The sequence below is a fragment of the Kitasatospora sp. NPDC127121 genome (assembly GCF_042677305.1).
Taxonomy (GTDB): domain Bacteria; phylum Actinomycetota; class Actinomycetes; order Streptomycetales; family Streptomycetaceae; genus Kitasatospora.
This window is the reverse complement of sequence record NZ_JBHXTQ010000103.1, coordinates 1-26794: the sequence shown is the minus strand read 5'-3', so window position 1 is coordinate 26794 and position 26794 is coordinate 1. Positions and strand designations below refer to the sequence as shown.

General features: G+C 70.0%; 21 protein-coding genes. 15 read left to right on the top strand and 6 right to left on the bottom strand.

The window, feature by feature from the left end; translation table 11 throughout:
* The first annotated feature begins 501 nt into the window (after positions 1 to 501).
* The 4 genes from ACFVHI_RS33580 (at position 502) to ACFVHI_RS33565 (ending at position 6987) form a co-directional block, all read left to right on the top strand.
* Positions 502 to 2223 carry a DUF262 domain-containing protein gene (locus ACFVHI_RS33580; protein ID WP_380345617.1) on the top strand — a complete coding sequence of 574 codons (1722 nt, stop codon included), beginning with the start codon at positions 502 to 504 and terminating at the stop codon, positions 2221 to 2223.
* A 14-nt stretch (positions 2224 to 2237) separates the two neighbouring features.
* Complete coding sequence (locus ACFVHI_RS33575; RefSeq protein WP_380345616.1) at positions 2238 to 3503, top strand: type II toxin-antitoxin system HipA family toxin; 1266 nt, start codon at positions 2238 to 2240, stop codon at positions 3501 to 3503.
* 499 nt (positions 3504 to 4002) lie between these two features.
* The gene (locus tag ACFVHI_RS33570) at positions 4003 to 6072 is read left to right on the top strand and encodes a thioredoxin domain-containing protein (protein WP_380345614.1); all 2070 of its coding nucleotides are present in this window, start codon (positions 4003 to 4005) and stop codon (positions 6070 to 6072) included.
* A 39-nt stretch (positions 6073 to 6111) separates the two neighbouring features.
* A complete protein-coding gene (locus ACFVHI_RS33565) occupies positions 6112 to 6987 on the top strand; it encodes a GNAT family N-acetyltransferase (protein WP_380345612.1) in 876 nt (291 codons plus the stop codon).
* Here the strand turns inward: ACFVHI_RS33565 and ACFVHI_RS33560 are convergent.
* Positions 6978 to 7334: a hypothetical protein gene (locus ACFVHI_RS33560; protein WP_380345610.1), complete on the bottom strand. Its 357-nt coding sequence runs from the start codon at positions 7332 to 7334 to the stop codon at positions 6978 to 6980. The two genes, ACFVHI_RS33565 and ACFVHI_RS33560, sit on opposite strands and share 10 nt — an antisense overlap.
* Positions 7335 to 7423: 89 nt before the next feature.
* Here ACFVHI_RS33560 and ACFVHI_RS33555 point away from each other — a divergent pair, with 89 nt between their 5' ends.
* Together ACFVHI_RS33555 and ACFVHI_RS33550 are read left to right on the top strand one after the other, a co-directional pair.
* The gene (locus tag ACFVHI_RS33555; RefSeq protein WP_380345608.1) at positions 7424 to 9112 is read left to right on the top strand and encodes an alpha/beta hydrolase; all 1689 of its coding nucleotides are present in this window, start codon (positions 7424 to 7426) and stop codon (positions 9110 to 9112) included.
* A 29-nt stretch (positions 9113 to 9141) separates the two neighbouring features.
* A complete protein-coding gene (locus tag ACFVHI_RS33550) occupies positions 9142 to 9729 on the top strand; it encodes a hypothetical protein (RefSeq protein ID WP_380345606.1) in 588 nt (195 codons plus the stop codon).
* 13 nt (positions 9730 to 9742) lie between these two features.
* Here ACFVHI_RS33550 and ACFVHI_RS33545 read toward each other — a convergent pair whose 3' ends face one another.
* Positions 9743 to 10675: a hypothetical protein gene (locus tag ACFVHI_RS33545; protein WP_079136260.1), complete on the bottom strand. Its 933-nt coding sequence runs from the start codon at positions 10673 to 10675 to the stop codon at positions 9743 to 9745.
* Between the two features lie 265 nt (positions 10676 to 10940).
* Here ACFVHI_RS33545 and ACFVHI_RS33540 point away from each other — a divergent pair, with 265 nt between their 5' ends.
* The 3 genes from ACFVHI_RS33540 (at position 10941) to ACFVHI_RS33530 (ending at position 13317) form a co-directional block, all read left to right on the top strand.
* Complete coding sequence (locus ACFVHI_RS33540) at positions 10941 to 11615, top strand: papain-like cysteine protease family protein (protein ID WP_380345604.1); 675 nt, start codon at positions 10941 to 10943, stop codon at positions 11613 to 11615.
* Positions 11616 to 11623: 8 nt separating this feature from the next.
* Positions 11624 to 12472, top strand: a complete 849-nt coding sequence (locus tag ACFVHI_RS33535) for a hypothetical protein (RefSeq protein WP_363372441.1) — start codon at positions 11624 to 11626, stop codon at positions 12470 to 12472.
* Between the two features lie 362 nt (positions 12473 to 12834).
* On the top strand, positions 12835 to 13317 hold the full coding sequence (locus ACFVHI_RS33530; RefSeq protein WP_380345603.1) for a hypothetical protein: 483 nt from the start codon (positions 12835 to 12837) through the stop codon (positions 13315 to 13317).
* Here the strand turns inward: ACFVHI_RS33530 and ACFVHI_RS33525 are convergent.
* The gene (locus ACFVHI_RS33525) at positions 13288 to 13992 is read right to left on the bottom strand and encodes a hemolysin III family protein (protein WP_380345602.1); all 705 of its coding nucleotides are present in this window, start codon (positions 13990 to 13992) and stop codon (positions 13288 to 13290) included. The genes ACFVHI_RS33530 and ACFVHI_RS33525 overlap by 30 nt on opposite strands.
* A gap of 276 nt (positions 13993 to 14268) precedes the next feature.
* Between ACFVHI_RS33525 and ACFVHI_RS33520 the strand changes: the two genes are divergently transcribed.
* Positions 14269 to 16095 carry a phosphoenolpyruvate carboxykinase (GTP) gene (locus ACFVHI_RS33520; protein ID WP_363372444.1) on the top strand — a complete coding sequence of 609 codons (1827 nt, stop codon included), beginning with the start codon at positions 14269 to 14271 and terminating at the stop codon, positions 16093 to 16095.
* A gap of 217 nt (positions 16096 to 16312) precedes the next feature.
* On the opposite strand, the gene ACFVHI_RS33515 is transcribed toward ACFVHI_RS33520, so the two are convergent.
* Positions 16313 to 17527, bottom strand: a complete 1215-nt coding sequence (locus ACFVHI_RS33515; RefSeq protein ID WP_063347998.1) for a pyridoxal phosphate-dependent aminotransferase — start codon at positions 17525 to 17527, stop codon at positions 16313 to 16315.
* Between the two features lie 100 nt (positions 17528 to 17627).
* A complete protein-coding gene (locus ACFVHI_RS33510; protein ID WP_380345599.1) occupies positions 17628 to 18335 on the bottom strand; it encodes a hypothetical protein in 708 nt (235 codons plus the stop codon).
* Between the two features lie 99 nt (positions 18336 to 18434).
* Between ACFVHI_RS33510 and ACFVHI_RS33505 the strand changes: the two genes are divergently transcribed.
* Positions 18435 to 19145 carry a prepilin peptidase gene (locus ACFVHI_RS33505; RefSeq protein ID WP_380345619.1) on the top strand — a complete coding sequence of 237 codons (711 nt, stop codon included), beginning with the start codon at positions 18435 to 18437 and terminating at the stop codon, positions 19143 to 19145.
* Between the two features lie 140 nt (positions 19146 to 19285).
* Here ACFVHI_RS33505 and ACFVHI_RS33500 read toward each other — a convergent pair whose 3' ends face one another.
* Complete coding sequence (locus ACFVHI_RS33500) at positions 19286 to 20899, bottom strand: chitinase (RefSeq protein ID WP_380345597.1); 1614 nt, start codon at positions 20897 to 20899, stop codon at positions 19286 to 19288.
* Between the two features lie 455 nt (positions 20900 to 21354).
* On the opposite strand from ACFVHI_RS33500, the gene ACFVHI_RS33495 reads away from it, so the two are divergent.
* The 4 genes from ACFVHI_RS33495 to ACFVHI_RS33480 all read left to right on the top strand — a co-directional run bounded on the left by ACFVHI_RS33495 (position 21355) and on the right by ACFVHI_RS33480 (position 26746).
* The gene (locus ACFVHI_RS33495; RefSeq protein WP_208869076.1) at positions 21355 to 22149 is read left to right on the top strand and encodes an isoprenyl transferase; all 795 of its coding nucleotides are present in this window, start codon (positions 21355 to 21357) and stop codon (positions 22147 to 22149) included.
* Between the two features lie 206 nt (positions 22150 to 22355).
* A complete protein-coding gene (locus ACFVHI_RS33490; RefSeq protein ID WP_063347994.1) occupies positions 22356 to 23690 on the top strand; it encodes a PhoH family protein in 1335 nt (444 codons plus the stop codon).
* A 433-nt stretch (positions 23691 to 24123) separates the two neighbouring features.
* On the top strand, positions 24124 to 24882 hold the full coding sequence (locus ACFVHI_RS33485) for a transglycosylase SLT domain-containing protein (protein ID WP_208869075.1): 759 nt from the start codon (positions 24124 to 24126) through the stop codon (positions 24880 to 24882).
* 472 nt (positions 24883 to 25354) lie between these two features.
* The gene (locus ACFVHI_RS33480; RefSeq protein WP_363372455.1) at positions 25355 to 26746 is read left to right on the top strand and encodes an AI-2E family transporter; all 1392 of its coding nucleotides are present in this window, start codon (positions 25355 to 25357) and stop codon (positions 26744 to 26746) included.
* Positions 26747 to 26794: the final 48 nt, after the last annotated feature.

The window sequence follows — 26794 nt, the reverse complement described above, 5'->3', positions numbered from 1 at the left end:
GAACGGGGCTATCCAGGACGGCTCCGACGCCGTGATCACACCAGCCACGGCAAGATCATCTCACCCGCGACCAGCAGTTACGGGACAGCCCTTAGCCCAAGCGCCTGCGGCCGCGATTGTTCTTCGCTTCCGCCTAACTCGTCATCACTGGTCGCTGCTGCCATCCCCGCCTGGCTACTCGCCCTGCGCTGAGGTAGTAGCTACCGCAAGCCAGTGTTGCCACGCCCCGCGGGGTCACAGGGCGCTCTGCCTTGACGCACAGGACTGGCGCGATGAAACCTGGTGGCCACCCGACGCTACAACCTGGTGGCAGCAGCCCCGCCCGATGCTAGCCCGAAGAGCGGGACCGGTAGACCGTCACGAAGCATGGAGCCCGTCCGGCCGCCCCTCGCTCTCGGTGCAGCCGACCTCTCACTGGGAAGCAGTCCGTCGATTTTGCTGACACTGCTGGTCGCCATAAGCAATGATCGGTCGGGACGACTTGCATGCTGGGAGGATCGGTTGAGCACCGACGGTCTAGAAACACAACCGAGCGCCACCACTTTCGACCTGGCCCCGCTGGTCGAGGATGCATGGCGCGGTCGGGTGAGGGTTCCTCACTTCCAACGTGGTTTCAGATGGACACAAAAGGACGTCATCCGTCTCTTTGAAAGCATCGTCCGAGGATATCCGATTGGCAGCTTGCTTCTCTGGGTACGTAAGTCTCCCGCTGCCACGGTCACCCTTGGGGCGGTGACTGTCAAGACCCCCAGCTTGGAGGAAGGCCTCTGGGTTGTGGATGGGCAACAGCGAATCACCAGCCTCGCCAACGCCTTGCATCCAGAAGGGAGTCGACGGGCAGAGTTTGCCGTTGCGTACGACCTGGTGAGCGGGGATTTCTTGCCGATTCCGGCCCAGCCTGCTCCGCATATCATCCCGGTGCATGTCCTGTTTGACCTCGACGCCCTTTTGGTCTGGTTCTCTGAAGCCGACTCTGATGCCAAGGAGTACTTCCCTGAGGCGCGCCGGGTGGCCCGAAAGCTCCAACAATTCAAGGTTCCCGCCTATTTGGTACGCCAAGATGACGAGAAGATTCTCAAAGATATCTTCGACCGCATGAACAATTTCGGCAAGAAGTTGAGCCGTGCGGAGGTTTTCTCGGCGCTTAATTCAGGCTCCGAAGAGGGGCATGGTGAACGGTTGTCTATTCGCCGCATCTCGGAGCGTATTGCGGCGGAAACCGGGTTCGGTGAGATCGACGATGATACGGTGCTGCGTGCCATTTTGGCCAGACGTGGTCCTGATCCTGCCAGGGAAATTCGTGGCGAGTTCGACTACAGCAAGGCGCGGAGATTCGTCGCGGAGTTTCCCGGAGAGGATGCTGAGACAGCCTACGAGGAAGGAGAGAAGGCACTACTTGCCGCTGTTCGGTTCCTTCAGGAATTTGCTGGCGTCCCTCACATGTCCATGCTCACTTATCGCTTCCTGCTGATCTCGCTAGTACGTTTCCTCGCACACTTTCCAGAGCCCGAGGAGCAGTCACTCATCCTCCTGCGCCGGATTTTCTGGCGTGCTTCCATTGCGGGGCCGGCTGTTTCCAGAGGTAGCTTTACGCAGGGAGCGCGGCTGCTCTGTAGTCGAATCCGGCCGGGCGAGGAATGGGGGTCAATCAGCCGATTGGTGAAGGCCGTCGATGAGGCATCTCCCAGTATGCCGAACCCCAGGCACTTCCGGACAAATGAAGCCGCGGGAAAGATCATGCTATGTGCATGGTGGGCGCAGCAGCCCAGGTCCCCGATCACGGGCAAGCCCTATCGACATGACGAACTATCGGCATTGGTTTCTGGTCAGCCGACCGCTGCCGAGGCGGTACCCCGTATTTTCACCGGCCGACGGTATCCGGAGCAGCAGGTTTGGGCTGCGAATCGACTCTTCGTCCCGAGTGCCGCCGATCCTCTGGACGAAATCCCCGGAGTCTTCTCGCAGCAGCCGACGGACTTGGATGACGGTGTCTGGGCCGAGGTCTTGGAGTCTCACTGTTTGACTGCAGAAGCGACCGAGCTCTTGGCGACAAATCAAGGATCGGCTTTCTTGGAGGCGCGTGACGCCCTCATCAGGGAGCAACTCGTGGCCTTCATTCACCGCATGGCAGAATGGGAAAGTGAGGATACGCCACCGCTCTCCATGTTGATTCTGGACGATGAAGGTAATGATGAATCCGGCGGATTTCCCGACGAGTTCTAGTGGGTGTGCTGACTATGGCGAACAGTAGCCCGGAGAAGTATTACGCCGTCCTGCTGCATGGCAGCCGCGTGGCGACGCTCTGCCAGCGCGGGGATCACACACGTTTCTGGTTCGCCGAGAGTTATCTCAGAAATCCCGGACGGCATGTTCTCGGCCTGAGATTCGAGCAGTCATTGACCGGCCGCTATTCCTCGACGCTGCGACTTCCTGCTTGGTTCTCGAATCTGCTACCTGAGGGGCCGTTGCGTGAATGGATTGCCCAGGGCCGGGATGTCTCCATCGAGCGGGAGATGGAGCTACTTGCCGAGGTAGGACATGATCTACCGGGCGCCGTTCAGGTGCTGCCGGTTGAGTCTGCCGATGAGGAGGCTTGGAAGGATGACTGGATTTCTGGAGTCCCGAAGGAAGAAAAGGGGGAAAGTGAAGGATCATCTCCCTGGCGGTTCTCCCTGGCTGGCGTGGCTCTGAAATTCTCCATGCTCGCTCAAGGGGATCGACTCACAGTGCCCGCCGTCAATGAACGAGGCGACTGGTTGGTGAAGTTTCCCGACCCTCGATTTCCCCATGTGCCGAGGAACGAGTATGCCATGATGTCACTTGCGGCATTGGTAGGGGTTGACGTTCCGCAAATCAGGCTGGTGCATCGGGATGAGCTCACGGGGGTGCCTGCGCGAATGTGGCCAACAGAGGAGGTTTGGGCCTACGCAGTGCGGCGATTCGACAGAGCTGAAGATGCAAATCGAACCCCTATTCACATCGAAGATCTAGCTCAGGTTAAAGATGTCTATCCGCAGGCGAAGTATCAAGGGAATTTCGAAACTGTCGGGGCTCTCATCTATCGAGGTCATGATCTTCTGGCTCTGAGAGAGTTTGGTCGGCGGCTGGCATTTTCGATTGTGATTGGTAATGGGGATGCTCATGCGAAGAATTGGTCGCTAATTTACCGTGACCGCCGCATCCCCACCCTCTCTCCGGCTTATGATTTGGTGGCAACTGCGCCATATACTGACTTTTTTAGCGAAAGGCCGGAGGATCTGGGTCTTAAGCTGAATGGAAGTAGGAGATTTGAGGCTGTTCGTATCGCTTCGTTTGCCAGGCTGGAGGAGCGTATCGATGCGGCTCTCGGCTGGTCGGAGGCAGGTCTAGCCGACATTGCTCGCGAGACTGTCCGTCGTGTTTCGGAGGCATGGGGGGCGCGCGACGATCTCCTTGCGGATGCCCCGGGCTTGAGAAAGTCGGTCACGGCATTCATTGCCGAGCGGGCTAAAATCTTGAGTTGATATAATTTACCGTCGGATGCGGTCCATTTTCGAGGTTTTGGAATTCGGCGGCGCCATGTCTTGACCATGGAGATCATGCGTAGCTGGGGTGAATGGAAATTCTTGCCAGGTTGCTTCGACTGCTGCTGGTATCCTTATTGATCAATCAGTCGCAGCGGAAATGCAGCATTGAAGTGGCTCCGGATAGTTGGCGACTGCTTCTGTCGGCGGTGGAAAAGCGGCGACGGATCGCGTCGACGGTCCTGTAAATTTGCAGCTCGCAGCTCGCAAGGCGGCCAGCAGGGTGCGTTTTAGGTCAGCTTTAACTGGCATTGCAGAATGCAAGCAGCGCTGCTGGCGATCTTGGGTGCATTCCAAGCGGAAGCGTCCATCTCGGCGGTCGCAGCGCATCTTCCTGTGCAATGCTCGGCTGGCTTGGTGCTGCTGGCCTGCTGCGCTGTTCTCGGACTCTGGGCCTCGCTATCCGGATTGGACGGTTCGCCATGGCAAAGTGTTTGCCGTGAATCAACTTGCAAGTGCCACCTCGCCGTACCTGCTGCAGCATGCCGAGAACCCGGTCGACTGGTGGCCCTGGGGGCCGGAGGCGTTCGCGGAGGCGGAGCGCCGCGGGGTGCCGGTGCTGCTGAGTGTGGGGTACGCCGCCTGTCACTGGTGTCATGTGATGGCCCACGAGAGCTTCGAGGATGCCGGGGTCGCCGGTTACCTGAACGAGCGGTTCGTCGCCGTCAAGGTGGACCGGGAGGAGCGGCCCGACGTCGACGCCGTCTACATGGAGGCCGTGCAGGCCGCCACCGGGCAGGGCGGCTGGCCGATGACGGTGTTCCTCACGCCCGACAAGGAGCCGTTCTACTTCGGCACCTACTTCCCGCCCGAGCCCCGGCACGGGATGCCGTCCTTCCGGCAGGTGCTGGAAGGCGTCGACGCCGCCTGGCGGGGCCGGCGGCAGGAGGTCGCGGAGGTCGCCGGGCGGATCCGGGCCGACCTCGCCGAGCGTGCCGCCGTCTACTCGGCCGGTGCCCACCACCCGCCCGCCGGTGCCGATCTGCACCAGGCGCTGGTCACCCTCAGTCGGGAGTTCGACGACCGGCACGGCGGCTTCGGGGGCGCGCCCAAGTTCCCGCCGGCCATGGTCGTCGAGTTCCTGCTGCGCCACCACGCCCGCACCGGCTCCGAGGCGGCCCTGGAGATGGCCGTCCGCACCGGCGAGGCGATGGCCCGAGGCGGCATCCACGACCAACTCGGCGGCGGCTTCGCCCGGTACGCGGTCGACGCCGGCTGGGTCGTGCCGCACTTCGAGAAGATGCTGTACGACAACGCCCTGCTGCTGCGCGCCTACCTGCACCTGTGGCGGGCCACCGGATCCCCGCTGGCCCGCCGGACCGCGCTGACCACCGCCGACTTCCTGCTGCGCGAACTGCGCACCCCCGAAGGCGCGTTCGCATCCGCGCTGGACGCCGACAGCCTCGACGAGGAGACCGGGAAGTCCACCGAAGGCGCCTACTACGTGTGGGAACCAGGCCAGTTGGTCGACCTGCTCGGCCCCGCCGACGCGGCCACCGCCGCCCGGCTGTTCACCGTCACCGCCGGCGGCACCTTCGAACACGGCACTTCCGTCCTCCAACTCCTCGTCGACCCCGAGGACTTCGCCGAGTACGAGACCATCCGCGCCCGGCTGTTCGAGGCCCGCACCCGGCGGCCCGCCCCCGCCCGCGACGACAAGGTCGTCGCCGCCTGGAACGGCCTCGCCATCGCCGCCCTCGCCGAGACCGGCGCCCTCCTGGAGCGCCCCGACCTCGTCGAGGCCGCCGAACGTGCCGCCGACCTGCTGCTCGCCGTCCACCTCACCCCCGACGGTCGACTGCTGCGCACCTCCCGCGACGGCCGGGCCGGCACCAACGCGGGCGTCCTGGAGGACTACGCCGACACCGCCGAGGGCTTCCTGGCCCTGTACGCCGTCACCGGCGACGCCGCCTGGCTGCAACTGGCCGGCGGACTCCTCGACACCGTGCTCAAGCACTTCACCGACGAGGCCTCCGGCGCGCTCTACGACACCGCCGACGACGCCGAGGAACTCATCCGGCGCCCCCAGGACCCCACCGACAACGCCACCCCGTCCGGCTGGACCGCCGCCGCCGGCGCCCTGCTCACCTACGCCGCCTACACCGGCTCCGACCGGCACCGGACGGCCGCCGAACGGGCCCTCGGCATCGTCGGCTCGCTCGCGTCCCGGGCCCCCCGGTTCATCGGCTGGGGCCTCGCCGTCGCCGAGGCGCTGCTCGACGGGCCGCGCGAAGTCGCCGTCGTCGGCCCGGCCGACGACCCGGCCACCGCCGCACTGCGCCGGGCCGCGCTGCTCGGCACCGCGCCCGGGGCGGTCGTCGCGGTGGGCTCGCCGGCGGGCCCGGCGGCGGGCCCGGCGGAGGACGGCGGCGCGGAGGTGCCGCTGCTGGCGGACCGGCCGCTGGTCGGCGGAGCGCCCGCCGCCTACGTCTGCCGGCACTTCGCCTGCGAAGCGCCGACCACCGACCCGGCAGTCCTCGGCGAGCGGCTGGGTGTCGTCGTCGAATAATCCGCTGGTGGGAGGGGCGCGGCCGGGCCAGAATGGGCCATGACCTGGACCTTGAGCAGCTCGTTCGACGACTTCCGGCGCCACGCGGAAGAATTCCTCGCCGCCCGCCCGGCCGAGAGCACCGTCCTGCTCACGGTCGTCCACCGGCTGGCCGAACGCGGCCTGGACGTGTTCGGGCAGCGGCCACCGGTCTTCGGCTGGTGGCGCCCGGTGGACGGCGGCCCGGTCGAAGGAGCCTTCCTCCAGACGCCGCCGTTCAGCCCCCGGCTCTCCTGCACACCGGCGGCGGCAGCCGAGCTGGCGGTCGAACTGGCCGCCGCCGGGAGCGAGTTCACCGAGGTGTCCGGCGTCGGCGGAGGTGCGGACGCGGTCAGGGCCTTCGCCGCGGCCTGGACCGCCGCCACCGGCGCCGACCAGTCAGTCCGCTTCAACGAACGGCTCTACCGGCTCGGCGAGTTGACCGACCCGCCCCGCCCGCCCGCCGGCCACCACCGACCCGCCACACCGGCCGACCGCGAACTGGCGATCCGCTGGTACGAGGAGTTCCTCGTCGAAGCCGGGGTCGACCTGCCCAACATCCCCCAGGCCGTCGACGACCGGATCGCCACCGGCGGCCTCCACCTGTGGGAGGACGGCCGCCGCCCCGTCGCCCTGGCCGGCAGCAGCCCGGTGATCGCCGGCATGTCCCGCATCGGCCCCGTCTACACCCCGACCGACCAGCGCGGACGCGGCTACGCCAGCGCCGTCACCGCCGCCGCCTCCGCCCACGCCCTCGCCCAGGGGGCGGCCGAGGTCCTGCTCTACACCGACCTCGCCAACCCGACCAGCAACTCCATCTACCAGCAGATCGGCTACCGGCCGGTCGAGGACTGCCTGACCCTGGACTTCACGACGCAGGACGGAAGTCACGCGTAGTCGACCGGGCGGCCGCCGACCACCTTCGTGTTGAAGGGGTCGGCGGCCGAAGTCGCGACGGGTGCCGGCAGGTGGTCCGCGTTCACATACGTCTGCGCGCAGGTCAGCAGATTGCCGCCGGCCGACTTCATGTCACCGGCCAGGCCGTCCAACAGCGCCTTCCAGGCCGCACCGCACCCCTGCAACGCCGCCCCGCTCTGCCAACCCGCCAGACTCCCGGCCGCCTTGGCGCTCGGCTCGGCCAACTTCGCGGTCTCGTCGGGCACTTTCCCGGCGACGGCCAGCGCGCTGTTCCCGGCCGCGGTCAACTCGCCTGGTTTGACGGTGAATCCTGGGTCGCTCGGCACGATGTCCCCCCGATCTCCGTATCGATAGCGGGAGTTATGGTATCCCTGAGTGCTCCGGGGGCACCTATGGGTAACGGGGGGACTGGGGGATGGACCTCGCAAGCCTGAAGAACGCCAAGCTGGCGGACTTGTACGCGGTGGCGGACGCCTACGACGCGTTGTGCAAGGCGTACGGCCAGCACGCCGCCGACTGGAAGAGCGGCACCGCGGACCGGGTCCACGGGTCCGGGTGGAGCGGACCGGCGGCCGCCGCCGCGATTCCGGTCCTGGACGGCATCACCGACAAGCTGGGTGCGGCGGCGACCGAACTGCACTGCATCGGCGCCGAGGTGCGGGACTGCGCCGACTCCCTCACGCTCGCCCAGGGCAAGCTCCGCAAGGCGCTCGTCGACGCCCAGACCAAGGGCATGTCGGTCGACGACAGCGGGTCGGTGAGCTGGCCCCCGGCGAGCAGTCCCTTCCAGAGCACGGACTGGGAGGCCAAGCAGAAAGCGGCCGCCGAGGAGATCTCCAAGCGGATCGGCGCGGCGCTGTCGGAGGCCACCCGGGTCGACCAGGGGCTGGCCGAAGAACTCAAGAAGTACACGGGCCACGCCACCGACAAGAGCGGCCTGGACGCCAGGACAGCGAGCGCGGACGTCTACCTGCTGCAGTTCGGCGAGGCGGCCAATCCGCTCTGGAAGCTGAACATACCGGGCAAGGACGCCACCCCGACGGACGTCAACGCCTGGTGGAAGGGTCTCGGAGCGGACGGGCAGCAGTGGTTCCTCAGCCACCACCCGGAGACGCTCGGCAACCTCGACGGGGTGCCGGCAGAGGTACGGGACCAGGTGAACCGGGCGCACCTGAAGTTCCTGATGGACGACATTATGAAGAAGCGCACCAACCACGTACCGCTGAACTCCGCAGAGCAGGACCTGTACGACCTCTACGGGCCCATCGTCAACCGGCTTGAGATCGACGGGAAAGACCCGAGCCGCCCCCCGATCTATCTCTTGGGCCTCGGCAACGAGGGCAAGGGCCGGGCGATCCTCTCGTACGGAAACCCGGACACCGCCACCGACATCTCGGCTTACGTGCCGGGAATCACCACCGACACCGGCAGCCTGGGGGTGGGGGGAAACGTCCACGACGGCACCAACGAGGCGGAGAACGCGCTGAGCCTCTACCGCAGCGCGAGCAAGAAGGCCCCGGCCGGCCATTCCGTCGCCTCGGTCGTCTGGCTCGGGTACGACCCGCCCGGAGCCGACCTGGGGGCCGCCTCGACCAAGGCGGGCAAGGACGGAGCTCCGGCGTACGCGAAGTTCCTGAGCGGAGTGCGGGCGAACCACGAGGGCGCCCAGCCGCCGCACATCACCGCGGTCGGACACAGCTACGGCTCGTACCTGGTGGGCCAGGCCACCAAACTCGCCACCCAGCCCGGGTCGCACTACGCGCCCCCGGACGACGTGGTCTTCATCGGCAGCCCGGGCGTAGGTGTGGACAAGGCCTCCGACCTCAAGCTGCCGCCCGGCCACGTCTGGGTCGGCGCGGCCGACAACGACGTCGTGACGCACGTTCCGTCCAAGTTCGGCATCGACCCGGACGAACGCTGGTACGGGCGGGACCCGGCGAGCAAGCACTTCGACGCGAACCGCTTCACTGTCGACGACTGGAGCAGGGGCAACCCCATCGACGCGCACACCAAGTACCTGACGGGCCGCGGAGGGCCCTCGCTGGACAACGTCGCGGCCATCGTCATCGGCAGCGGGGACGTCAAACGGACGGGCGGGCGATGAAGCGGCCGCGCCGGGCACTCGGGTGTTCAGTGGCGGCGGTAGCCGTGCTGGCCACCGGGGTGGGGCTGTTCTACAACGGCTACGGGCCGATGGCCATGAAAGACCGGGGAGCCCCCCAGCTGAGCCCGCGCGAGGCGAAGGGGCAACTCGACGAGACCTTGCGGACGGCCATCGGTGCGATAACCCCGCCGGTGGCCTACTTCGGCAGTGGCTATGTCGTGGACCGAGATCCGGAGCACGCGGACGGTGAACCGGCCCTGTTGTCCCAGGTCATGCTCTCCGCCAGGCTTCGGACGAAAGTGGCCCCGGCGAAGTTGTCGGTGTTGTTGGACCAGCTGACGCAGCTCTGGGGCGACCGGTGCCAGCGGGAGGATTCCACCGTCGGTTACGAGGCGAAGCACTACGTCGAACTGAACTGCCCGGGGCGCGGTGCGGCGGGCTTCAACCTGTTGGCGGTCAACACCCCGAGCGACCTGTACTTCGACGTGTCGATCAGCACCCAGGTGACCCCGGTCTGCTACCAGCCAGAGAAGGACTACGGCACCAGCCCCGTCGGCCCCCGCCTGACCGGTCACGAGGGCGCACCCGACGTCGACGACCCGTACTGGTCGCACTGACGTCGCCCCCCCGTCACTCCCAGTCCCACCTGATTCCCAGTAGGCACGGCCGCAGTGCCGTTGCGACCAGGTGGACGCAGTGGTGGCCGTCCAGGGTCAGTTCCTCCGTTTCGTAGGGGGCTTCGCCCGGGGAGTGGAGGGCGAAGCGGTGGCAGCGGACGGGGAGGGCGGCGGGGTGGAAGGTGATCTGGAGGACGTACTGGCCGGCGCCGGAGTTGAAGCCGCGGACGTATTCGCAGCTGGGGTCGGGGGAGGGGGTGTCGTCGAAGCCGTAGCCGAGGAGGTGGGTGTCGCCGGCGCGTAGGCGGCGGTCGAGGAGGAGTTCGGCGACGAGCAGGTGGTGGGTCTGGTCGCGGCGGATGCGGCCGGGGCGGCAGTTCTCTTCGGCGCGGACGCCGACGCGGGTGATGTCGCTGCCGGGGTCGCCCTGGTAGAGGGCGAGGTAGCGGTCGATGCCGTCGCGGTGGGCGCGGAGGGCGTGTTGGGAGTCGCGGCGGGCGAGTTGGCGGTCGGGGCCGAGGCGGATGCGTTCGATGTGGGTGATGGTGTGCAGGCCGGTGTCGCGGGGGCCGGCGATGGTGGCGAGCAGGTCGTCGACGGCGGTGGCGGGGGAGATGAGGTCGCGGTAGGGGCGTACGGGTGGGCCGGCGGGGGTGGTGTCGGCGGCGCGGCGGGGGCCGAGCAGGCGGGTGAGGGAGTGTTCGGGGAGGTCGAGGACGTCTTCGAGGGCGGTGACGGCGCGGAGGGATTCGGGGCGTTCGGGGCGGCGGCGGCCTTGTTGCCAGTAGCTGAGGCTGGTGAGGCCGACGTGGACGCCGCGCAGGGCGAGGTGGCGTCGGATGCGGTGGAGGGTGAGGCCGCGGGTGGCGATGGCGGTGCGCAGGGCGAGGTGGAAGGGGCCGGTTCGGAGGGCGGCGGTGAGGTCGGCCTGGTCGGTGCGGTGGATGACGGCCTCCTGGGGGACGGGTGCGGGCAGACCGTGTTTGACCGTGAATATTCACATCAGGGCGGCGGTTTGTCACCGGCCCTGGTGTGCCACGCGGGGGTTTTCGGGGTGGCGTTCACACCTGTGGCCGGTCGTTCACACCTGAACTGTGGTGGTCCTTAGGGTCGTTGACCGGCCTCCGAGGGTGGCGGGATGCTCATGGCGCGATCCGGACCGCGCCCCCACACAGCACCTCGCTCCGCTTGTGCAAGGAGGCATTTCCCCCATGCCAGTTCCACGGATACGGCTGCGCCGCGCGGTCTCGCTGCTCGCCCTCGGCGTGCTGGGCCCGGCGCTGACCGCGGTGGCGGCCGCTCCGGCGCTCGCCGCCCCCGCCCAGGACCTCGCTCCCGTCCAGGACCGCGCCCCGGCGCAGGTTCGCCAGGCTGCCGCGCCCGGCAGCACGGCCGATCTGGCCGGCACGTTCAAGAAGCTCAACATCACCATGCAGCAGCAACAGCAGACCAACTGGTGCTGGGCGGCGAGCGGGAACACCATCGCCACCTGGTTCGGCTACAACTACAGCCAGAACCAGTTCTGCAACGCCGCGTTCGGCCGTTCGGCCAACTCCAGCTGCCCCAACAGCCAGGCTTCGCTGGCCGATGTGCAGAACGGGCTGGACTGGGCCGGCATCAACCCGGGTTCGTACGTCACCGGCTACCTGCGCTACAGCACCGTGCAGGCCGAGGTGGACGCGAACCGGCCGATCGAGACCCGGATCCAGTGGAGTTCCGGCGGCGGGCACATGCACGTCGTCTACGGCTACGACACCAGCAGCAACTGGGTGTACTGGGGCGACCCGTGGCCGTCCAACTACCGCTACAACTGGGCGGACTACAACTACTACGTGAACAACAACACGTTCTCGTGGACCCACTCCCTGTACCGGATCGGCGCGTGAGGGCGACCATGACTGACCTCGGAAAGGCCCGTCGGGCCGCCGTCACCGCCCTGCTCGCCGCCGGCCTCGGGCTGGCGTTGGCCCCGGCCGCGCACGCGGACGGGCCGGCCGGCGCCCCGGTGCCGGTGCCCGCCGCGGACCTGGCGAACGCCCGTGGCGTGGTCCAGGACCAGGCCGTCCTCGACAAGGTGGGCCACTTCTTCGCCCGCAAGGGCGTCCCGCCGACCCAGCAGCTGACCATCGGTGCGGCGCAGGAGGCGCAGGCGGCGAGCGCGGCCGCGCCGCGGCTGGCCGGCGACACCGTGCCGGTGTACACCCTGGACGCGGGTTTCGTGGCCGGCGCCCCGGGTGCGCCGGTGGCGAAGGCCGAGTTCACCGCGAGCAAGGTGGTCGCGGCGGACGGTCAGACGGCCTCGGTGTGGACGATCCGGCAGGGTGACTCCTGGCGGGTGGTCAACATCGCCTCCGGTGGTGACGAGAGCGACTACGCGGCGAAGGCGGCCGGCGGCGGTGGCGGTACGGCGTTCCGCGAGCCGCAGGTGAACGCCTGGTACGTGCTGCGCGACGGCCGGGTGCTGCCGCTGGACGACGAGGCCCGGCGCTCGGTGGGCGCGGGCGGGGTGTCGCTGGCCGCGTACCAGAAGCTGGTGCACGAGCGGTATGGGGACAAGCTGCCCGGCTCGGCGTACGACCGGGAGGGCAAGGGCGGCGGCTACCAGTTGGCGGCCGACCAGGAGCGGGCGGCGGGCGGCGGTTCGGCGCTGCCGGCCGTGACGGCGGCCGCGGCCCTGGGCGTCACCGCGCTCGTGGGCGCGGGTGCGGCCGTGCGGCGCAGGGCGGGTGTCCGACGGGGGTAGGGCCTCTCGGGTAAGACATGCACGACGTGTGCGACGTGTGCGACGTGCACGACACGTACGCCATGCGAGACATGCGGCGGGGTCCGGCTGATACAGCCGGGCCCCGCCGTGCTGCGTGCGGCCCCGGCGCGTCAACCTGCAGCCGAGCGGGCGCGCTGCGTGGTGTGTCCTGGAAGTAATGCTTCCGCACAAGGAATTGACGCAACGTTGATCTGTCGTTCGCCGCCCGGGGGCAGCTCCGGGTGACGGACGGTAGATACCATGTGGCAATCGGTCAGTGCTGACTGACGCGTGCCGAGAGCGGAGAAGGGGTGGGGCGGCCGGAGCCGACCACGAGCCCGGCGCCGGGAAAGGGGAGTCGAATGGCCGGTAGGGAGTCGAGCGCCCAGGTGTGGGGTGCGGCGGTGGTGGTGGCGTCCGCGCTCGCCGTGGTCGCGGCCTATCTGATCAACGGGGCGATGCTGGTCCTGGTCGTCGCCGGGGTCGAGGTGCTGCTGCTCATGGTCTACGTGGGCCGCCGTTGGCGGGCGCTGCACCGGCCGGCCGCCCCGCGGGGGCACCGGCCGTCGGCCGTCACCCCGGACGCCGCGCACTGCGAGCGCTGCCGCCGGGCCCGCGAGGCGCTGGACGCCCGGCAGGCGCGTGGCCGCACCGCCGGGCCGGCGGTGGAGCCGTGGCCGGAGGCCGGCGCGGTGGACCACCCGCCGTACTCGCGCCGCCCGCAGGGCCGGGCGCCGTACGAGCGCCCCTGGACAGCGGAACGGGCGGTCGCCCGGTCCGTGGACCGCGCGGCCGCCCGCCGTGGCGCGCCGGGTTCAGCCGGCCGCGCTGTACGCCACCAGTGAGACCCCGACGTACTGCACGATGAACGCGCCCAGGGTGAAAGCGTGGAACACCTCGTGGAAGCCGAACCAGCGCGGTGACGGATTGGGCCGCTTGAGCCCGTACACCACGCCGCCGATGCTGTAGAGCACTCCGCCGACGATCATCAGCACCAGGACGGCGACGCCGCCGGCGTGCAGGAAGTCCGGCAGGAAGAAAGCGGCGGCCCAGCCGAGCGCGATGTACACCGGCGTGTACAGCCAGCGCGGCGCGCCGACCCAGAACACCCGGAACGCTATTCCGGCCAGCGCGCCGCCCCAGGCCACCCAGAGCAGCACCTGCTGGTCGGCGCCCTTGAGCAGCAGGATCGTGAACGGCGTGTAGGTGCCCGCGATGATCAGGAAGATGTTCGCGTGGTCCAGCCGCCGCAGCACGGCGTCCCCGCGCGGGCCCCAGTCGAAGCGGTGGTAGACCGCGCTGACCCCGAACAGCAGCCAGGCGCTGATCGAGTAGATCGCGCAGGCGATCTTGGCGGGGGTGGAGTCGGCCAGGCAGATCAGCACGATCCCGGCGGCGACGGTGGCGGGGAACATCCCGGCGTGCAGCCAGCCGCGCCACTTCGGCTTGCGTCCCGAGGCCTCGTTCTCCGCGCCCTCGTTCTCCGTGCTCTCGACGAGCTCAGCAGTCATGCGCAGCATGCTACCCGCTACCTACGGGGCCGTAGGTTACTGATGCGTAGGAAAGTGGCGATCATCACTCTTGGACGTTTTGGAGTGTTCGAGGTGCCTGCGGGGGCGTCCGGGCCGGGATGTGGACGACCTATTACTGGCCGGTAATCGTACTTACTGTAGTAAAAGATGAGTCAATTTCGACGCTGTGCCTCAGTTTGGCGTCGAAGCCGGAGCTACGCTGCAAGCACCCTCAGACCCCCGCTACGCCACCTCCTCGCCGAGATGGTGTGAAACGGAGCGATCGTGTCGTACGAGATCTCTGCTCTCAGCGCCTCCGCGCCCACCCGCCACCAGCGCCTGCTCGCGTGGGTGAACGAGATCGCCGAGCTCACCCAGCCGGACCGCATCGAGTGGTGCGACGGCTCCGACGAGGAGTACCAGCGCCTCGCGGACCTGCTGGTGGCTCAGGGCACCTTCAAGAAGCTCAACGAGGAAAAGCGCCCCAACTCCTACTACGCCGCCTCGGACCCGACGGACGTGGCGCGCGTGGAGGACCGCACCTACATCTGCTCCGAGCAGGAGAAGGACGCCGGTCCGACCAACAACTGGAAGGCCCCGGCCGAGATGCGGGAGGTCTTCCAGGGCGAGAAGGGACTGTTCCGCGGCGCGATGAAGGGCCGCACGATGTACGTCGTGCCCTTCTCGATGGGCCCGGTCGGTTCCCCGCTGGCCGCGTACGGCGTCGAGATCACCGACTCCGCCTACGTCGCCGTGTCGATGCGCGTGATGACCCGCATGGGCAAGGCGGTGCTGGACCAGCTCGGCGAGGACGGCGACTTCGTCAAGGCCGTGCACACCGTCGGCGCCCCGCTGGCCGAGGGCCAGGCGGACGTGCCGTGGCCGTGCAACAGCACCAAGTACATCTCGCACTTCCCGGAGACCCGGGAGATCTGGTCCTTCGGCTCCGGCTACGGCGGCAACGCCCTGCTCGGCAAGAAGTGCTACGCGCTGCGCATCGCCTCGACCATGGCCCGTGACGAGGGCTGGCTGGCCGAGCACATGCTGATCCTGAAGCTCACCCCGCCGTCCGGCGAGGTCAAGTACGTCGCCGCCGCCTTCCCGTCGGCCTGTGGCAAGACCAACCTGGCCATGCTCCAGCCGACCGTCCCGGGCTGGAAGGTCGAGACGATCGGCGACGACATCGCCTGGATGCGCTTCGGCGCCGACGGCCAGCTCTACGCGATCAACCCCGAGGCCGGTTTCTTCGGCGTCGCCCCCGGCACCGGCGTGGACACCAACGCCAACGCCATCGACACCCTGTGGGGCAACACGGTCTTCACCAACGTCGCGCTGACCGACGACGGCGACGTGTGGTGGGAGGGCCTGACCGAGGAGCCCCCGGCGCACCTCACCGACTGGCGCGGCAACGACTGGACCCCCGAGTCCGGCACCCCGGCCGCCCACCCGAACGCCCGCTTCGCCGTCCCGGCCGCGCAGTGCCCAACCATCGCCCCCGAGTGGGAGGACCAGTCGGGCGTGCCGATCTCGGCGATCCTGTTCGGCGGCCGCCGCGCCACCGCCGTCCCGCTGGTGACCGAGTCCTTCACCTGGCAGCACGGCGTCTTCCTCGGCGCCAACATCGCGTCCGAGAAGACCGCCGCCGCCGAGGGCACCGTCGGCGAGCTGCGCCGCGACCCGTTCGCGATGCTGCCGTTCTGCGGCTACAACATGGGCGACTACTTCGCCCACTGGCTGAAGGTCGGCGCCCAGGCGGACGCCGAGAAGCTGCCGAAGATCTACTACGTCAACTGGTTCCGCAAGAACGCCGAGGGCGCGTTCGTCTGGCCGGGCTACGGCGAGAACAGCCGCGTCCTCAAGTGGATCGTCGAGCGCCTGGAGGGCACCGGCGAGGGCGTCGAGACCCCGATCGGCGTGCTGCCGACCGTCGACGGCTTCGACCTCGGCGACCTGAAGCTGTCCAAGGAGGACCTCGACCTGCTCTTCACCGTGGACGCCGACATCTGGCGCCAGGAGGCCGCGCTGGTGCCGGCCCACCTGGAGCTGTTCGGCGACCACACCCCGAAGGAGCTGTGGGACGAGTACCGGAGCCTCGTCGCGCGTCTCGGCTGAGCCTGAGCCTCAGCAGAGCGAGAGGCGGTCGCGCGGCACGAACCGCGCGCCCGCCGAGTGACAGGACGGCCGGAGTTCCCCCGGACGGTCTTTCCCCGACCAAGGAGACCGCCCGGGCCGGGACTCCGGCCGTAGTGCTTTCCCCGCGCGCCGGGCGCGGGGGTCGCGGCTGGGTGCAGCTGTTCCAGCGCTACGGCTGCGTGCAGCTGTTCCGGCGTTACGGCTGGGTGTAGCCGTTCAGGAAGTCGCCGATCCGGGTCACCGCGTCGGTGATCTCCTCCGCCCGGGGCAGCGTGACCAGCCGGAAGTGGTCCGGCTCGGGCCAGTTGAAGCCGGTGCCCTGGACCAGCAGGATGCGCTGGGAGCGCAGCAGGTCCAGCACCATCTGGGCGTCGTCCTTGATCTTGTAGACCTTCGGGTCCAGCCGCGGGAACGCGTACAGCGCGCCCTTGGGCTTGACGCAGCTGACCCCCGGGATCTCGTTGAGCAGCCGGTACGCCGCGTCGCGCGAGGCGAGCAGCCGCCCGCCGGGCAGCACCAGGTCGCGGATCGACTGCCGCCCTCCGAGCGCGGCGGCCACCGCGTGCTGGGCTGGCATGTTGGCGCACAGCCGCATCGAGGCCAGCACGGCCAGGCCCTCGATGTAGCTGTGGGCCCGCTGCCGGTCGCCGGAGAGCACCATCCAGCCGGAGCGGAAGCCCGCGACCCGGTACGCCTTGGACAGGCCGTTGAAGGTGACGCAGAAGAGGTCGGGCGCCAGGGTGGCCAGCGGGATGTGCTCGGCGTCGTCGTAGAGGATCTTGTCGTAGATCTCGTCCGCGTAGACCACCAGCCGGTGCCGGCGGGCGATCTCGACGATGCCCTCCAGCACCTCGCGCGGGTAGACCGCGCCGGTCGGGTTGTTCGGGTTGATCACCACGATGGCCCGGGTCCGGTCGGTGACCTTGGCCTCGATGTCGGCGAGGTCCGGGTACCACTCGGCCTGCTCGTCGCAGCGGTAGTGCACCGCGGTGCCGCCGGCCAGCGAGACCGAGGCCGTCCACAGCGGGTAGTCGGGCGCCGGGACGAGCACCTCGTCGCCGTCGTCCAGCAGCGCGGTCATGGCCAGCTGGATCAGCTCGGAGACGCCGTTGCCGAGGAAGACGTCCTCGACGCTCAGCCCGTGCAGGCCGCGGTCCTCGTAGTGCATGACCACGGCGCGGCGGGCGGCGAGCAGGCCCTTGGAGTCGCCGTACCCGTGCGCGGTCGAGAGGTTGCGCAGGATGTCCTGGAGGATCTCCGGCGGTGCCTCGAAGCCGAAGACGGCGGGGTTGCCGGTGTTGAGCTTGAGGATGCGGTGGCCCTGTTCCTCCAGCCGCATCGCCTCGTCGAGTACCGGGCCGCGGATGTCGTAGCAGACATTGGCGAGCTTGCTGGACTGGATGACCTGCATGCCTGCCTACTTTAGGGGCACCTCCGGGCACTCCGGTGCGCGTCCCGGGACGCGCACCGGACCGCCCGGAGCGGCCTCCTTGGATCGGCAGGCGGGGCTGTCAGCCGACCTTCCAAACCAGGGGCGCGGTGTCCAGGATGTTCCCGTACGTGAGGAAGCTGGGCGGGGCCTCGTTCGGGACGAGATAGACGGCACACAGCTTGACGGACTGCCCGTCCGCGAGCGTGACCAGCGACCGGGTGTCGCACTGCGGGATCGCCTTCTGCAGGGTCGCGGCCGGCAGCGCGCCCGCCGAGTGGTCCTTGGGCTTCACCCAGACCCGCATCATGTAGGCGTCCTCGGCCAGCGGGGCGCCGGTGCGGTTGGTGAAGGAGACGGTGACGTAGTACGGCGTCTTGCCGCTGGTGGTCGTCGACGGGAGGTTGAACGGGGCGATCTCCGCGGCGGTGCCCTTGACGATCGAGACCGCGGCGGCGTCCACCACCGAGCTCTTGCCGACGTAGCGGCCGGCGCTGCCGAGCGGCAGCGGGCGGTCGTAGCTGACCTGGGTGACGTTGTTGCCGCCGGCGGTGACGGACGGCTGCGGTCCGGCCGGGGCGGTCGGGGCCGCCGGGGCGCCCGGGGTGGTGGGGGCCGCGGCGCCGGTCGGGGCGCCGGGAGCCGTGGCGGCGCCGGTGGGCGGCGCGGTCGGGGCGCTCGGGGCGGCCGCCGGGTCGGCGTTGTCCGGCCCGCAGGCCGACAGTGCCAGGACGAGCGCCGCCGCCGGCAGGCCGGCCGCGATTCTCCGGATGGACTGGGTCTTCGTCATGGTCGTTCCCCCGTTGGATGATGTGGTCGGTGCGCCCCGCCCGGTCCCCGGGTGCCGCACGGACGTGCGGGCGTTGATCGAAAAGGGGGTGCGCCGGTGATGGTAGCCGCAGTCGGTGCGGTGCTGGCCGGATTTCTGGTGGCTCCGCTGCTGCGCGGGCTGGTCGCCCGGTTCGCCGTGCCGGAGGGCGAACCCTGGTGCGGTGCCTGCCCGTTGTGCGGGCGCGAGGTGCGGCTGCTGCCGCCCACCGGGCGCTGTCCGGGCTGCCGGGAGCGGTTGGGCGCGGGGGCCTGGTCGGTGGAGCTGGTGGCGGCCGTGGTCGCCGCCGGGCTGGCGTACGCGGCGGACGGGCCGTCGGTCGCGGCGCTGGGCTGGGCGGCCGGGCTCGGCGTGGTGCTCGGCTTCGTCGACGCCAGGGTGCGCCGGCTGCCGTACCGGCTGACCCTGCCGCTGGCCGGCGGGGTGGCCGCCCTGCTGTCGGTGGCGGCGCTGGTGGCGGGGCGCCCGGGGGTGCTGCTGCGCTGCCTGCTGGTGGCCCTCGCGGTCGGGGCGCTGCTCGAACTGGCGGTCTGGATCGGCGCGTTGGGCCCGGGTGACTCCCCGCTGGGGTTCGCGCTGGGCGGGCTGCTCGGCTGGTACGGCTGGCCGGTGGCGGTCGGCGGGCTGTTCGCCGCGGTGGTGCTCGCCGGGCTCTGGGCGATCCTGCGGGCCGCCGTCGCGCTGGCCCGCCGCCGCCCGGTGCGCGGGCTCGACCTCCCGGTCGGACCGTTCCTGCTGCTCGGCACGCTGCTGGCGGTGCTGGCCCGGTAGCGCCCGGGCCCGGTGGCGCCCGGACCGGCCCGGACGCGGGAGGGCCCGCCGTACCGGGTCGGGTACGGCGGGCCCCGCCGCCGGCGCGCAGGCCCCACCCTCAAGGAGCGGCGCGCCGGTGGGGGATTGGCGGTGGGGGGTTACGGCATCTTGTGGACGAACGGGCCGACCGCGTTGGAGAACGCGTTGCCGTTGTTGGCGTCCCAGTTGGTGGACCAGGTCATCGCGCCGCGGATGGTCGGCCACTTGGCCGGCGGGACGAAGCTGCCGCAGTTGTTGCCGGTGGCCAGGCAGTCCAGCGCGTTGTTCACCACGGTCGGCGAGACGTAGCCGCCGCCGGCCGCCTTGGCGGAGGCGGGGACGCCGATGCCGACCTGGTCGGGCCGCAGGCCGCCCTGGATGTGGGTGCAGACCTGCGAGGTGATGAAGTCGATGGTGCCCTGGTTGTAGACCTTGCCGTCGCAGCCGTTCATGCCGCCCGAGTTGTAGAACTGGGTGTTGACGACGGTGAGGATGTCCTTGGTGTTCAGCGCCAGCTGGAAGTAGGCGCCGGCGGTGCTGTACATCCCGATCGTCTCGGGCGCCATGGTCAGGATGAAGCCGGGGCCGACCTTGGCCTGGAGGGTGTGCAGCGCGTTGCCGAGCGGGCCGGCCTGGACGCCGTTCTCCAGGTCGACGTCGATGCCGTCGAAGCCGTAGTCCTTGATGATCGCGTAGGCGCTGTTGGCGAAGTTGTTGCCGGCGGTGGCGTCGCCGACGGTGATCGCGCCGTTCTGGCCGCCGATGGAGAGGACGACCTTCTTGCCGGCCGCCTGCTTGGCCTTGATGTCGGCGCGGAACTGCGCGTCGCTGTAGCCGCCGAGGGCCTTGGACAGGCCGGGGTCGAGGGTGAAGCTGATCGCGCCGGTCTGGGTGGGCACGGAGTCGGCGAAGGACACCGCGATGATGTCGTAGGCGCTCTGCACGTCGCCGAGGCGCTGCGGGGTCGAGCCGTTGTCGAAGTTCTGCCAGTAGCCGGTGACGGCGTGCGCGGGCAGGCCGGTGGCGGGCGGGGTGGTGGAGGTCGCGGTGGCCGTGGGGGTCGGCGTGGCGGTCTGGGTGGGCGTCGCGGTCGGGGTGGCGGTGGCCGTCGGCGTGCCGGTCGCGGTGGGGGAGGAGGTCGCGGTGGGCGTGGCGGTCGGCGACGGGGTGGCGGTGGCGGTCGGGCTCGGGGTGGACGGGCCGCCGGGGCCGATCAGGCTCACGTCGTCGGCGAGGTAGGCGCTCTGGCCGTACCAGCCGTGCAGGTAGACGGTGACGCTGGTGGCGTTCGCGCCGGTGGTGAAGGTGGAGGACAGCTGGTTCCAGCTGTTCTGGTTCGACCAACTGGACGGGTCGGTGCCGCCGGTGCCGCGCGCGCCGAGGTAGACGTACGGGCCCTGGACCCAGGCGCTCAGCGTGTAGCTGGTGTTGGGCAGCACGCTGATGGTCTGGGTGCACTCGGCGGTGTCGCCGGCGCCCGGGGTGGCCTGCAGTGCGCCGGTGCCGGAGTGGACCGGGGAGGAGACGGTGGTCGCCGCGCCGGCGCAGTTCCAGCCGCCCAGCCCGCTGTCGAAGCCGCCGTTGGTGACCAGGTTGCCGACGGCCGCGCTGGCGCCGCCGGCGAAGAGGGCCAGGCCGCCGCCGGCCAGGGCGAGGGCGGTGGCGCCGGCCGCGACGGCCGGGAGGGGGCTGCGCCGGCGCTTGTGCGCGGGCTGGTTCAGCGTACGGGCCATGGGGTGACGCTCCTGGGGAGGGAGCGGCCGCCGCGGTGGGGGGCGCGGCGGCCGCGTGTGGGGGAGGGGAGGTCCGTCGTGGTGCGTGGGGTCGTCGTACGTGGGGGTGGGCGACCGCGTCGGTGCATGGTTCGGTGCATGGTGGTGCACGGTGGTGCGTGGGGGTGGGGCGGGACCGTGGGGTTCGTTCCGCCTTGGATCAAAAGCTGGACTAGACCATTGCCGGTCGTCAAGCATTGGACAGTCGGCTTACGGATTCTTTAAGGATTCGGAGACCGTTCCGTGTCCGCCGTCGGAGCCGCCGGGGAAGGCCCGCGACACGCCCGCCGGGACGGACTCCGTACAGGACCGTGACCAGACCGCTACCTGCGGCTTTACCGTGTGCCTGCCCGCCGGAGTAGGCTGCGCCGGGGCGTTGACGCACCAGCTGAACGAGCACGGAGGGGCCGGGAATCATGGGTCTGCGCGATGTCGCCGAACGGACGCCGGGTCTGCGTACCCTGCTGGGCGGGATGTACGGGCTCTACGGCCGCCGGGTCGAGGTCCACCTCGCCCGCACCCCGCACCACATCGGCGTGATCCTGGACGGCAACCGCCGCTGGGCGAAGGCCGCCGGGGGCACCACCGTGTACGGCCACCAGCGCGGCGCCGACAAGATCAGCGAGTTCCTCGGCTGGTGCGACGAGACCCACGTCAAGGTCGTCACCCTCTGGATGCTCTCCACCGACAACCTCGACCGCCCCGCCGACGAGCTCGTCCCGCTGCTGGGCATCATCGAGGACGCCGTCACCGGGCTGGCCGCCGCCCGCCGCTGGAAGGTCCACCCGGTCGGCGCGCTGGACCTGCTCCCGCAGCACACCGCCGACGTGCTCAAGCGGGCCGCCGAGGAGACCGCCGACATCGACGGCATCACGGTCAACGTCGCGGTCGGCTACGGGGGCCGGCACGAGATCGCCGACGCCGTCCGCTCGCTGCTCCAGGAGCACGCCGGGCGCGGCACCTCGATCGAGGAACTGGCCGAGATCCTCGACGTCGAGCACATCGCCGAGCACCTCTACACCCGCAACCAGCCCGACCCGGACCTGATCATCCGCACCTCGGGCGAGCAGCGCCTGTCCGGTTTCCTGCTCTGGCAGAGCGCGCACAGCGAGTTCTACTTCTGCGAGGCGTACTGGCCGGCCTTCCGCAAGGTCGACTTCCTGCGGGCGCTGCGGGCGTTCGAGCAGCGCAACCGGCGACTGGGCCTCTGAACGGGTGAAGTGACCGCCGTAGGGCTGGCCTACCCGGAGCCCTGGTGAGGCCAAACGTTCACCGGCAATGATCCGTCAGTTCGCCGGGGGCGCGAATGCACCGCCCCTCGCCTGGGAATACTCCAGGCAGTCCGGTCCCGAGGCCACCGGGGCAGCGGGGGCCGGCTTGCCGCGGATGACGCAGGGTCATCCGCTCTGGAGGCCTAGTGGTCAGTTCCAAGAGCCGCCGGACGCCAGACCGGCGCACGTACGTTCTCGACACCAGCGTGCTCCTGGCGGACCCGCTCGCCATGACCCGCTTCGAGGAGCACGAGGTCGTCCTGCCGGTGGTGGTCGTCACCGAGCTGGAGGCCAAGCGGCACCACCCGGAGCTGGGCTACTTCGCCCGCCAGGCGCTGCGACTGCTCGACGACTACCGCATCCGCCATGGCCGGCTCGACGAGCCGATCCCGGTCGGCGAGCTCGGCGGCACCATCAGGGTCGAGCTCAACCACTCCGACCTGTCGATACTGCCGGCCGGCTACCGGGTCGGCGGCGGCGAGGCGGACTCGCGGATCCTCGCGGTCGCCCGCAACCTCCAGGCCGAGGGGTACGACGTCACGGTCGTCTCCAAGGACCTGCCGCTGCGGATCAAGGCCAGCTCGGTGGGCCTGCTCGCCGAGGAGTACCGGGCCGAGCTCGCCATCACCTCCGGCTGGACGGGGATGTCCGAGCTGCACGTCCCGGCGGAGCAGGTGGACGCGCTGTTCGCGGCCGGCCACGACGCCGCGGTGGACGTCGAGGGGGCGGACGAGCTGCCGGTGCACACCGGGCTGGTGCTCACCTCGGAGCGCGGCCGGGCGCTCGGCCGGGTGACCGGCGACGGCCGGGTCCGGCTGGTGCGCGGCGAGCGCGAGGCGTTCGGACTGCGCGGGCGCAGCGCCGAGCAGCGGGTGGCGCTGGACCTGCTGCTCGATCCGGACGTCGGCATCGTCTCGATGGGCGGCCGGGCGGGCACCGGCAAGTCCGCGCTGGCGCTGTGCGCGGGGCTGGAGGCGGTGCTGGAGCGGGGGCAGCACCGCAAGGTGATGGTCTTCCGGCCGCTGTACGCGGTCGGCGGGCAGGAGCTCGGCTACCTGCCGGGCTCCGAGACGGAGAAGATGAGCCCCTGGGCGCAGGCGGTCTTCGACACCCTCTCCGCCGTCACCACCCCGGACGTGATCGAGGAGGTGATCTCCCGCGGGATGCTGGAGGTGCTGCCGCTGACCCACATCCGGGGTCGTTCGCTGCACGACGCCTTCGTGATCGTGGACGAGGCCCAGTCGCTGGAGCGGAACGTCCTGCTGACGGTGCTGTCCCGGATCGGCCAGGGTTCGCGGGTGGTGCTCACCCACGACGTGGCGCAGCGCGACAACCTCCGGGTGGGCCGGTACGACGGTGTGGTGGCGGTGGTGGAGAAGCTGAAGGGGCATCCGCTCTTCGCGCACATCACGCTCACCCGCTCGGAGCGTTCGCCGATCGCGGCGCTGGTCACGGAGATGCTGGAGGACATCCACCCGTGATCCGTCCCTGACCAGGACATAGTCGGACAATACGGTCAACTCTTGATGCGGGGCCCGCTCCTGACGGGGCGGGCCCTCATCCCTTTCATCACATCGAGTGCTTTCCGTCCGAAGAACTCCCGTGCGGTGAATGTGACGTGCGCCACGCGAACGGGAATTGCGTCGACAGCGTCCGGTGCGGCATGGTGAGGGTTCTGTCAGGCCCCGCGTACGGCGTGGCAGGGCTTCCGGACTCCACGAGTCCGGCCCCGGATGGTCCACCAACTCCGGTCGGTGGACGCACAATTGAAGACCGATGAGCCGTACGCCGCCCGATTCCAACGCCCGGTCGCCTCACCTCGGCCGGACGCCGGGCCAGCACCTCCCGTGACCAGAGCACCTGCGGAGGTCAGTGCCAAGGGGCATGTTGCGCCCGCACGGTCACGCGTGGGCGATGCTGGAAGGAATCCATGTGACTCGGATCTCGGTCCGGGGAGTCGCTGTGGCCTCCGCCACCGCCGTCACCGCTGTCGGTGCCGTCGTGGGTGTGGCCTCGGGCAGCGAGGGCAAGACGACGCAGACGGTCGACGTCGCGGGCGCGACCCTGCTTGCCGAAGTCCCCTCTGGCGCCCAGGCGCAGACCATCAGTGACAACATCGGCCAGCAGGCATCCGCCCAGCAGGCCTCCGCCGACGCCGCGGCCAAGGCCGCCGCCGAGCAGAAGGCCGCCGAGGAGGCCGCGCGCCAGAAGGCCGCCGCGGACGCCCAGGCGAAGGCCGATGCCCAGGCCAAGGCCGACGCGGACAAGGCTGCCAAGGCCGCCGAGGACAAGCGCAAGGCCGACGAGGCCGCTGCCAACCGTTCCAAGGCGCGTTCGGCGATGGCCGCCACCGACAACAGCGCCCCGCCGGTCTCGACCAGCCCCGGATCCGTCCAGGACATCGCCCGGCAGGTCGTCGGTGACGACACCCAGTTCCAGTGCTTCAGCCAGATCGTGAAGCGCGAGAGCGGCTGGGACTACACCGCGACCAACCGGAGCTCCGGCGCGTACGGCCTGGTCCAGGCGCTGCCCGGCACCAAGATGGCCTCGGCCGGTGCCGACTGGCGCACCAACCCGGCCACCCAGATCAAGTGGGGCCTGGGCTACATGAACAGCCGCTACGGCAGCCCCTGTGGCGCCTGGTCGTTCTGGCAGTCCCACAACTGGTACTAGGAGCAGCCACCGTCCGGCGGTGGACTCCCGTACGGCCCCCGGCCGCTCGTCTCGCCCGACGAGCGACCGGGGGCCTTCGCGTTCCCGCCCACCGGGAGCCGGGTCGGGCCGCGCCGCCCGGGCTGCGCTGACCAGTGCGCCTGCGGGCGGTGCGGGCCCGGTGCGGACGCGGGGCGCGGGAAGGGGTCCTGGTCGCTTCCCGCACCGGCCGGTCCGCCGGCAGTTGGTCCGTGGCCCGAGGCCTCGCTCTCCCCTGGGGGCCTCGTCCCGACTCCTCCCCAGCGATCTCGGTCCGAAACCATCTGAAACCTGGCGTTTTGCCCCGGTTTGATGGCGAGGTTGTTCGAGCCGAACCCGGCGGGGGCCGGACTGGCCGGGCCGCCGCCGGGTAGCGTCATCCCTGACGGCCGTGGCGGGACCCACGGCGTACCGCCGGGCACGGCGGCTCAGCAGGGGAGCGGTGGTAGCGAGGATGGCGCGGGGCGGAAAGGCCTTCAAGGCCGTGGCCAAGGGCATGGCCGTGGTGGCGAGCGCGGCCGCCGTGATCGAACGGCGCCGGCGCGCCGCGATGGCGGCCGATCCGCACGAGCTCGCCGTCCCCGCACTGGCCGAGGCGCCCGATCCGGTGCCGGCCCCGCGGGTCGAACCCGCCGCGGTGCCGGCCGCCGCCCCGGCGGCCCCCTCGCCGGTGGCACCGCCCGGCCTGGCGCGGGAGTACCACCCCGGCCGGCCCGCCACCCCGGCCGAGGCCGTGCCCTGGGGGCTGCGGGTGGCCGCCGAGTCGACCTGGCGGCTGCTGCTGCTCGGCGGCGCGCTCTACGTCGTCTTCTACATCGTCGACATGCTGCGGCTGGTCGCCTTCGCGGTGCTGGCCTCGCTGCTGATCTCCGCGCTGCTGGAGCCGACGGTCTCCTGGCTGCGCCGGCACGGGGTGCCGCGCTCGCTGGCGGCGGGCGGGGTGTTCCTGAGCGGTCTGGCCGGAATCGGGCTGGTCGGCTGGTTCGTGGTCTGGCAGGTGTCCACCAACCTGTCGACGGTCACCAGCAAGGTGAAGGACGGCGTCGACCAGCTGCGGGACTGGCTGAGCACCGGGCCGCTGCACCTGACCCAGCAGCAGATCAACGACTACGCCGACCAGATCGGCAAGGCGATCACCACCAACACCGACCAGATCACCTCGGCCAGCCTGACCGGCGCGCAGATCGCCGTCGAGGTGCTGACCGCCGTGGCGCTGGCCTTCTTCACCACCTTCTTCTTCCTCTACGACGGCGCGCGGATCTGGAACTGGGCGCTGCGCGGACTGCCCCGGCACTCCCGCTTCGCCATGGCCGGCGCCGGCCCGAAGGCCTGGGCGACGCTCACCGCGTACGTGCGCGGCACCGTCTGCGTGGCCTTCATCGACGCGGTCTGCATCGGCATCGGCATCGACCTGCTGGGCGTGCCGATGGCGATGCCGCTGGCCGTGATCATCTTCCTGGGCGCCTTCGTCCCGCTGGTCGGCGCACTCGTCACCGGCACGGTCGCGATGCTGATCGCCCTGGTCACCGAGGGGCCGTGGACGGCGCTGATGGTGCTGATCGTGCTGGTCGCGGTGATGCAGATAGAGAGCCACATCCTGCAGCCGCTGATCCTCGGCCGGGCCGTCCGGGTGCACCCGCTGGGCGTCGTCCTCGGCGTCGCGGCCGGCGGCATCATCGGCGGCATCGGCGGTGCGGTGGTGGCCGTCCCGCTGATCGCCGTCACCAACACCGTGATCACCCACCTGCGCCGCCGCAACGAGGCCGGCCAGGCCGTCTTCACCGCCATGGAGGCCGCCCGCGAGGCCGCGGGCCGTACCTCCGCAGCCCCGGCCGCGGACGGCTGAGGCCGAAGCACAACGCCGACGGGCCCTCCCGGACATGGTGTCCGGGAG